Below are 8,724 nucleotides of genomic sequence, written 5' to 3'. Positions count from 1 at the left end.
CAAGTATTGTATCAGCCGCAATTATACCGCCTATCTTTCGCATAGAAAAAAACGCGTCCAGGAGGCGATAAATTTAGGCATTGAAATGTCGCTGTAGTGATATGAATCTGACAAAAGCCATCAATACCCCGCAGCTGACCGAAGGGGCCATTGCTTTTTGCCGCCGGGCGCTTGCGCCCGGCGGACAAGACTGCCAAACGATTTAAAATCACTTTAAAACAGGTAACAAATAGAACAAGGACAACGACATGCAGGGGCAATCCATGAAAAAAACCGGCCTTATTTTCACGGTGGCAGCTGTGATGCTCATGCTGACTTGCGGCATGGCAAAAGCCAGGCAGACCGTTTCGGCTGCCCCCGGACAGACCCAGGGCTTAACCCTTGAGCAGGCTTTTCAAACCGCATTAAAGGAAAATGAACAGGTGGGCATTTCCCGCCAGGACCTGGTCAACGCCAAAACCGATATCACCTCGGCCACTTCCAATCTCTATCCTCAGCTCAGCCTGCGCGGGGCCCACAACCGGCAAAAAGATTCGGATCTGGGCGGTTCATCGGCGGGTGGCGGTTTTTCCTCGCTGTCATCTCCGGACAACTATAACACCCTGACCCTGCAGCTCGATCAGCACATCTACCAGTGGGGCAAAGTCTGGTCCGCCAGGAAAATTGCACAACATTATTATGAGAGCTCCAGGTACCGCCATTTAAGGCGGGTGCAGGAAATTTTATACCAGGTCAGCGTCCAGTATTACGAAGCGCTGCTGGGGCGAAGGGCCGTTGAAATCGCCGAAAATGCATTAAAAAGGGCTGTTCAGCAGCTGGACCGGGCCGAAGCCCAGTTCCGGGTAGGCATATTGACCCAAACCGATGTGCTGCGCGCCGAAGTCCAGGTGGCCCAAAGCCGCGAGCAGCTGGAGCGTGCCAAAAATCAGTATGACATTGCCCTGGAACGCCTGGCCCTGGAAATGGGGACCGACTCCATTGCCGGACCGATCCGGGAGCCTTCTGAACGATCATTTGGGTCGGCGCCGATTTCAGAATTGTTTTCCAGGGCCTTGGCCAACCGCCCGGATTTTGATCAGGCCGCCAGGGAACTTGAGGCTGCGGATCAACGGGTGGATTATGAAAAGGCCGACTATTTCCCGAACCTTAGCCTGAATGCCCAGTATATCCGCACAGATGAAGAGTCCCTGTTTTACGGAGAACATGATGACTGGAACGCCAGCCTGGTGCTTTCCTACCCCTTGTTTACAGGCTGGCAGACCACCGCCGAGGTCGACCGCGCCCGCTCGGAGAAAAGCCAGGCACAATACAGTCTCAGCAGACTGCGCAAAGAGATCCGAAACCAGGTGCGCAGCGTTTATCTCGACATTAGAACCCAGCAGAAAGTTATTGATCAGCTCGAACAGCAGGTGCGCTCTGCAACGCGCAATTATCAGCAGGTCTCTGCCCAGTTCGAAGAAGGGCTGGTGACAGCTGTGGACCAGGTGGATGCGTTTACCGCGTTAAATGAAGCGGAAAACCGTCTGGCCCAGGCCTATTACACATATCAGCTGGATCTGATCCGGCTGGATCTGGCAACCGGAACATTTCAAAGCGATCTGCTGGAAAAGGAGATTCTCAATGAAAACGGATAGAGCAGACAGGAGTCGGGCCCGTGGCACGGCTTCGGGACTTGCGGCCCTGATCCTGGCACTGCTGCTGGTCTGGGGCTGCGGCGCCGATGACAGCGAAAAGGACGGGCAGCAGGGCCCGGACTCCGGGTCATGCGTGAAAGTGGACCGGGCCAGGGTCAAAACAGCCGATCTTGAAGAAATCATCGGCGGCATCGGCAGCATCGAGGCCTTTCAGAGCGTGCAGGTATACCCGGAAGTCAGCGGTATCATCGAAACCGTGGAGTTTGAAGAAGGCGCGCGGGTGGAAAAGGGACAACTGCTTTTTACCATTGATGACGCCAAGATCCGCGCCGAACTCAATGCCCGGCAGGCCGCCCTGGAAGAGACCCGGGCCAACCTGGAAAACGCCCGCTTGGTGTTCCAGCGCCGCCAGCGCCTCTATAAACAGAAGCTGGGCACCGAGGAAGCCCGCGATGAGGCGCGCACCCGGTATCAGGCCCTGAGCGCCCAGGTCAAACGCATTCAGGCGGAAATCGAAAACATCCGGGAAACACTGAAAGACACCAGAATCCGTGCGCCGTTTGACGGGTTTGCCGGCGCCCATCACGTGGATGCCGGACAGCTTGTCGACACCGAGACCCAACTGACCTCGGTTGTCCGGGCCGACCGTTTAAAAATCCGATTCACCGTGCCGGAGCGCCACATGGGAAGGGTTCGCGTTGGTCAGCAAATCCGCATCAGCGTACCGGCTTATCCGGAGGAAAAATTTCCCGGCACCATTTACTTCATCGACCCGCAAATCGACCCCGGCACCCGGAGCTTAAGAATCCAGGCGCAAGCCGACAACCCTGAAGACCTGCTGCGGCCGGGCGGATTTGCGTCCGTGGAACTCGTCGCCGGGACCCGGGAAGGCGTGCTTGCCATCCCGGAAGAAGCGCTGATCCCCACGCGGTCGGGCTATATGGTCTTTATCATCGAAAACGGCCGCGCCAGGGGCCGGGAAGTGAAAATCGGCCTTCGCAGGCCCGGCATTGTTGAGATCACAAGCGGACTGGAAGAAGGCGAAACCATTGTCCGGGCCGGCCATATCTCCTTGTATGAAGGTGCTCAAGTCTGCCCCGAATAAAACCGAAATGTTTTGATTTAATTTTGTCCGTGTTTGACCGGACAGAAATATAAGGTGTTTGATCGATTATGATCTGGAATCTATGCATCCGCAGACCCGTATTGACCACAGTCCTGTTTTTGGTGATTTTCATTTTCGGGTTGTTTGGCTACAACCAGATGCCGGTGCGGGAATATCCGGACGTGGAGTTTCCCATTGTCAACGTCAGTGCAGTACTGCCGGGAGCCGACCCCGAAGTCATTGAAACCGAGGTGATCGAACCCCTGGAAGAACAGCTAAACACCATTGAGGGTGTCAAGGAGATCAAGTCCACCAGCAGAGAGCAGGTGGGTGTGGTGACAGTGGAGTTTGAACTCTACCGCGACATTGATCTGGCTGCCCAGGATGTACGGGACCGGGTCACCCGTGCCCGGCCGGAGATGGCCGATGACATCGAGGAACCGGTAATCCGCAAGGTTGACCCGGATGCCCAGGCGGTAATGTGGATTTCCCTGCGGGGAGATAAGCGTTGGGATCCTGTGAGCATGACCGAGTATGCTGACACGGTGATCAAAAACCGCCTGGAACGGCTTCCCGGGGTGGGTCAGATCTTTATCGGCGGTGAACGCAAGTACGCCGTGCGCATCCGCCTTGATCCGGACAAACTTGCCGGCCACAACCTCACCCCCCGGGAAGTGGTGGAAAAAATCCAGGCCCAGAATGTGGATATCCCGTCGGGCCGGATTGAAAGCCGGGAACGCGAATTTCTGATCAAAACCGAAGGCCGGTTTGCCGACGCCGAGCCTTTCAACGACATTATCATCACCCATCGAAACGGCTCTCCCGTGCGCCTGGCCGATGTGGGCGAAGCAGTGGACGGGGTGGAAAACGACCGCAACGTGGCCCGCTACAATACCGAACCCTCCGTGGGCCTGGGCGTGGTCAAGCAGTCCGATGCCAACCTGGTGGAGGTGGTTGAGCGGGTAAGACAGGAAATGAAATCTGTTGAAAAAGACTTTCTGCCGGGGCTGCGGTATCAGGTGGCATCGGATGACTCTGAGTTTGTCAGTGAAAACATCAACGACCTGATCACCACCATTTTTATTGCCACAGCCCTGGTGGCCGTGGTGATCCTGTTTTTTCTCGGAACCATCCGCGGGACCGTGATCGCCGCCATCACCATCCCCACCTCCCTTCTGGCGGGCATGGCAGTGATTTTCTACCTGGGATTTTCATTAAACGTGCTCTCACTTCTGGGCCTGATCCTGGTGGTGGGTCTGGTGGTCGATGATGCCATTGTTGTGCTGGAAAGCTGCTACCGGCACATGGAGCAGGGGGCGGATGCCAAACCTGCGGCACGCACCGGAACAACGGAAATCGCCTTTGCCGCAATCGCCAATACCCTGGCCCTGCTGTCGGTCTTTATTCCGGTGGCCTTTATGCCGGGGATGATCGGCCGGTTCTTTTTCGAATTTGGTCTCACGGTTGCCGCCACTGTGCTGGCCTCCACGTTTACGGCCCTGACATTAACACCCATGCTCTGCTCCCGGTATCTCAGGGCCCCGGCCGCCTACGCCAGGCGGCCGGTGGTGTTTCGCTTTACTGAATTTTTTTTCAAAAGCCTGGAAAAGCTATACAACCCGCTTCTCAATGCCGCACTCAGACAGCGGGCAGTGACCGTGGGCATTGCGATACTGGCCCTGGGGTTGGGTTTTTTCTTTCTCACCCGGCTGGAATCCGAATTCGTACCCAGCTCAGACGAAGGTCAGTTCATGATTTCGTATGAAACCGTGGAAGGCGCCACCCTGACCAGCACGGACCGCTACGGAAAACAGGTCGAGGAGATACTCTCCGGCATTGACGAAATCCGCTCCTTTTTCATGGCCATCGGCATGGCCAGGACCGGGCCGGGCAAAGTCAACGAAGGCATGGTGTTTGTGCGCCTGACCCACTATTCCGAAAGAGACCGCAATCAGCAGGCCATCATGGCCGAAGTGCGGGAAAAAATGGGCCGCCTCACCGGCGTTCGCGGCTATGCCATTGAAGGCGGCGGCCCGGTGGGCGCCGAAGCCCCCCTGCAGGTGGTACTCACCCATCAGGACATTGAAAAACTGGCCGGGGCCCAGGAACAGGTCATGCACTGGATGCGCTCCCAGCCCGATTTTGCAGGCGTTCGCGCGGACATGAAACTCAACAAGCCCGAAGTGCAGGCCTGGGTAAACCGGCAGCAGGCCGGGGAAATGGGAATTACTGTGGCAGAGATTGCCAACGCCCTGCGATTTGTTTTTGGCGAGCCCGATATCACGGAAATCGAACGACAGGGCGAACGCTATGACGTGATCACGGAAATCGCCGAAAGGGAAAACAGTCCGGATGCAATTAATCGCATTTATCTGCGTAACCAGGACGGACAGATGGTCAACATGGCCCACCTGGTGGAACTGGAAGAAGGCTCCGGCCCCAGCGAAATCCATCACTTCAACCGGGCCCGGGCCACCACCATCAGCTCGGATCTGCCCCCTGGCGTGCCCCTGGGCCGCGCGCTTTCCAAGGTGGAAAACTATATTGCCACCGAGGTGCCGGCTGAGTTTGACAGCACCATCACCGGTCAGTCCCGGGATTTCCGGGAATCGTTTTTCTATCTGACCATGGCCCTGCTCTTTGCCATTGTTTTTATCTTTCTGGTCATGTCCGGGCAGTTTGAGTCCTTTCTCCACCCCCTGACCATCCTGATGGCCCTGCCCCTGGCCGGGGTTGGCGCGTTTGGAGCACTATGGGCCCTGAACATGACCATCAACATTTTCTCCTTTATCGGCATTATCATGCTGCTGGGGCTGGTGACCAAAAACGCCATTCTCCTGGTGGACTACACCAATGTGCTGGTGGCACGCGGGCAGCCCGTCATGGAAGCCACCCGGCAGGCCGCGCAGGTACGGTTCCGGCCGGTTTTGATGACCGCCATTTCAACGATTCTCGGAATGGCCCCCATTGCCCTGGGATTCGGGGCTGGCGGCGAAGCCCGGGCGCCCATGGGCGTGGCCATTTCCATGGGCATGTTTGCCGCCACCGCCCTGACCCTGCTGGTCATCCCGGTGGCCTATACCCTGTTTGACTCCCTGCAGACCCGGATCCTGCGTCACAGGGTCATCAGCCTGGCAGCTGCAGGGATTGCGGCGGCACTGGTGATCATGTACCTGGTGTTTCAATAAAATCAAACCCGTGGGCCGCCGGGACAATTTGATCCCGGCGGCCGAACAAAGGCAGGACTTTATGAAATTCGTGCATATCACCTTTCATTTTGAATACGGCGATGTCATCGAACAGATCCTGGATCGTCATGAAATCGAAAATTACGTGCGCCATTACATGTGCGAGGGAAAGGACTGCGACGGCAAGCACTACGGCACCCAGGTCTATCCGGGCAGTTCCACCGTGGTACAGGCGCAGGTGCCGGACGAAAAACTCGGCGATCTGCTTTCGGATTTAAAGGGGTTTAAGGACGAAAAGCAGGCCCACCGGCATTTGGAAGCCGTGGTCCTGCCTGTTGAAAAACGGCTGGAATAAACCCGGGGGATAAAGCGCGCCCGGCTGCGGCATCGGGCAAAACCGGCTTACGGGCAAAACTCCCGCAGCACCCGGAGCAATTCGGGCCTGCGGATGGGCTTGGAGATATAATCATTCATGCCCGCGGCCAGACACTCCTCCTTGTGTTCCTGCATTGCATGGGCGGTCATGGCCACCACGGGTACCCGGGAAAAGCCCTGGTCCCGGATTGATTTCAATGCCTCAAACCCGTCCATTTCCGGCATCTGGATATCCATGAAGATCAGGTCCCAGTCTTCGGGTTCCCGGGTAAACATATCCACCGCTTCCCTGCCGTTTTCCGCAATGGCCACCCGGCAGCCGAGTTTGCGCAGCAGCACCTGAATCAGCTTCTGATTCACCGCATTGTCTTCGGCCACCAGAATCCGAAATCCCTGAAAAAACTCCGCTGCTTCAGACGAATCATCGTCTTCCAGGCGCCGGGCCTTGCCGGCACTGCCTGTTTTGCCGCTAAACAGTTCATCAAGGACCTGAAACATTTTCTCCCGCCGGATGGGCTTGATCAGAGACTGGCTGAAACCGGCTTTGGCAAACAGTTCCGGGTCCCGCTCCACCAGGTAGGAGGCTGCGATCAGCGGCAGCCCTGAAATGGCGGATTTTTCAGAAAGCCGGATCTGCCGGGCCACCTCGTATCCGCTCATGCCCGGCATATGAATATCAATAATACAGGCGTCAAAGGGGTTGCCCGCCACTATGGCGCGATCCAGAGTAGGCACCACCTCCATACCGTTGCGCAGGTCCGAAACCCGTATCCTGGCAGCTTGCAGGGCATTTTTCAGCATATCCAGGTTGGCCTGGTTATCATCCACAATCAGGATCTGCCGGCCGGAAATCCCGGCGGTCAATTCCTGCCATGACACTTTTTTTTCAGACAGTTCAAGCCAGGCCGTGAAATGGAATGTGCTGCCCACATCCGGTTCGCTGTCCACAGAAATATCGCCGCCCATTAGCTGGGCCAGCTGCCTGGAAATGGACAGGCCCAGACCGGTTCCGCCGTATTTGCGCGTGGTGGAACCATCTGCCTGGTGGAACGGTTCAAAAATCCTTTGCTGCTTTTCCTCTGAAATGCCGATACCCGAATCCCTGACCGTGGCATGCACCTGGAGCCGGTCTTCGGTCTGGTCGGCCGCGTGAAGGCCCAGAACGATCTCTCCGGAATCGGTGAACTTGGGCGCATTGCCCATGAGGTTGAGCAGCACCTGCTGGAACCGGATGGGATCGCCCTTTAGATAAGACGGCAGGCGCGGATCAATGCGGCAGACCAGCTCTATGGGTTTTTCGCCCAGTTGGGGCCGGATCAGCTCACATACGTCATATGCCAGCAGTTCGGGAGAAAAATCGATATTCTCCAGTTCCAGCTCTCCGGATTCAATCTTGGAAAAATCCAGGATATCATTGATCAGGGCCAGCAGGGCTTCGCTGCTGTTTCGGATGGTGCGGGCAAAATCAAGCTGGGTATCATCAAGGGCCGTATCAATGAGCATGTCGGAAAACCCGATGACCGCATTTAAGGGAGTGCGGATCTCGTGGCTGACATTGGCCAGAAACTGGCTTTTGGCCCGGTTGGCTTCCTCGGCATTTTTTGCCAGTATCCGGGCCTCTTCAATGGTGGCCTGGAGCTGTTCATTGGTGCGCATCAGATCCGCAGCCCGTTCCCGCACCATTTCGTCGAGGTGATCCCGGTGCCGCTCCAGTTCCCGGGTGGTCTGCTTGTGCTTTTCAATCTCCTGGAGCAGGGCCTCGTTTTTGCCCTTTAACTGCTGGGTGAGAATTTCATTTCGCTCAAACACCCAGGAAAACCGGCGCAGCAGGTTTTTTTCAAGCTTCTGGTCCAAACCGGCCTCAGAAACCCTTTGTTCCAGTTCGGCCAGGCGCTGACCGATGCGGGAAACCAGATTAAACCAGGGCCGCCAGTCCCGGGGAACATCACGGACCAGCGAGGCATCCGGGTCGTAATCCGGATTTGCCTGTTTTGCGATCATCATGTGGCTGACCAGATGCCTCGACGGCCGGATCCAGAGGGCATAAACCCTCCATGCCAATGCGGCCAGCAGTGCCATTGCCCCGCCCGAGAGGGCAAACACCCATTTTCCGGCACCATTGCCAGCGGCTGCTGCGGTGAGTACCCCCAGGACCGCTGCAATTAAAAACAACTGTGCCCAAAACGCCAGTTCCTGGCGCCTGGCAAATCCGGATGCCGTCGCGGCAGCCTGATGGTGCTGATCCTCGGGCGGATGGCCTTGGCCGGTCATGGATTCTTCCGTCAAAAGTGATGGCACCGTAAAAAGTCTGATTTCAGATGGTGCCGTAAAAAGTTTAAGATCAAGGCTTGCGCGATTCCGAAGAATGCAGCGTACTTATCCGTACGTGAAATTCTGAGGAATCGCGCGTAACGCAGATATT

General features: G+C 56.6%; 5 protein-coding genes. 4 read left to right on the top strand and 1 reads right to left on the bottom strand.

All coding sequences use genetic code 11. From position 1 onward, the window contains the following. Positions 1-263 precede the first annotated feature (263 nt). From ACTCIA_RS15740 to ACTCIA_RS15725, 4 genes are all read left to right on the top strand, one after another. On the top strand, positions 264-1,634 hold the full coding sequence (locus ACTCIA_RS15740) for a TolC family protein (protein ID WP_463002755.1): 1,371 nt from the start codon (positions 264-266) through the stop codon (positions 1,632-1,634). Next, positions 1,621-2,739, top strand: a complete 1,119-nt coding sequence (locus ACTCIA_RS15735; protein ID WP_463002754.1) for an efflux RND transporter periplasmic adaptor subunit — start codon at positions 1,621-1,623, stop codon at positions 2,737-2,739. The genes ACTCIA_RS15740 and ACTCIA_RS15735 overlap by 14 nt, the downstream gene beginning before the upstream one ends. Positions 2,740-2,807: 68 nt before the next feature. After that, complete coding sequence (locus tag ACTCIA_RS15730) at positions 2,808-5,927, top strand: efflux RND transporter permease subunit (RefSeq protein WP_463002753.1); 3,120 nt, start codon at positions 2,808-2,810, stop codon at positions 5,925-5,927. A 61-nt stretch (positions 5,928-5,988) separates the two neighbouring features. Beyond that, positions 5,989-6,282 (top strand): PG0541 family transporter-associated protein, encoded by a 294-nt coding sequence (locus ACTCIA_RS15725; RefSeq protein WP_463002752.1) that lies wholly within the window; start codon positions 5,989-5,991, stop codon positions 6,280-6,282. A gap of 47 nt (positions 6,283-6,329) precedes the next feature. On the opposite strand, the gene ACTCIA_RS15720 is transcribed toward ACTCIA_RS15725, so the two are convergent. Further along, entirely contained in the window at positions 6,330-8,573 is a 2,244-nt protein-coding gene (locus tag ACTCIA_RS15720) for a response regulator (RefSeq protein WP_463002751.1), read from the bottom strand. Positions 8,574-8,724: the final 151 nt, after the last annotated feature.

Source organism: Desulfosalsimonas sp., assembly GCF_055149105.1.
This window is presented reverse-complemented; position numbering and strand designations above follow the sequence as displayed.

Excerpts from the sequence above, each read along its gene's own strand:
- ACTCIA_RS15730 (WP_463002753.1), top strand. The coding sequence starts at position 2,808 with ATGATCTGGAATCTATGCATCCGCAGACCCGTATTGACCACAGTCCTG.
- ACTCIA_RS15725 (WP_463002752.1), top strand. The coding sequence starts at position 5,989 with ATGAAATTCGTGCATATCACCTTTCATTTTGAATACGGCGATGTCATC.
- ACTCIA_RS15740 (WP_463002755.1), top strand. The coding sequence starts at position 264 with ATGAAAAAAACCGGCCTTATTTTCACGGTGGCAGCTGTGATGCTCATG.
- ACTCIA_RS15720 (WP_463002751.1), bottom strand. The coding sequence starts at position 8,573 with ATGACCGGCCAAGGCCATCCGCCCGAGGATCAGCACCATCAGGCTGCC.
- ACTCIA_RS15735 (WP_463002754.1), top strand. The coding sequence starts at position 1,621 with ATGAAAACGGATAGAGCAGACAGGAGTCGGGCCCGTGGCACGGCTTCG.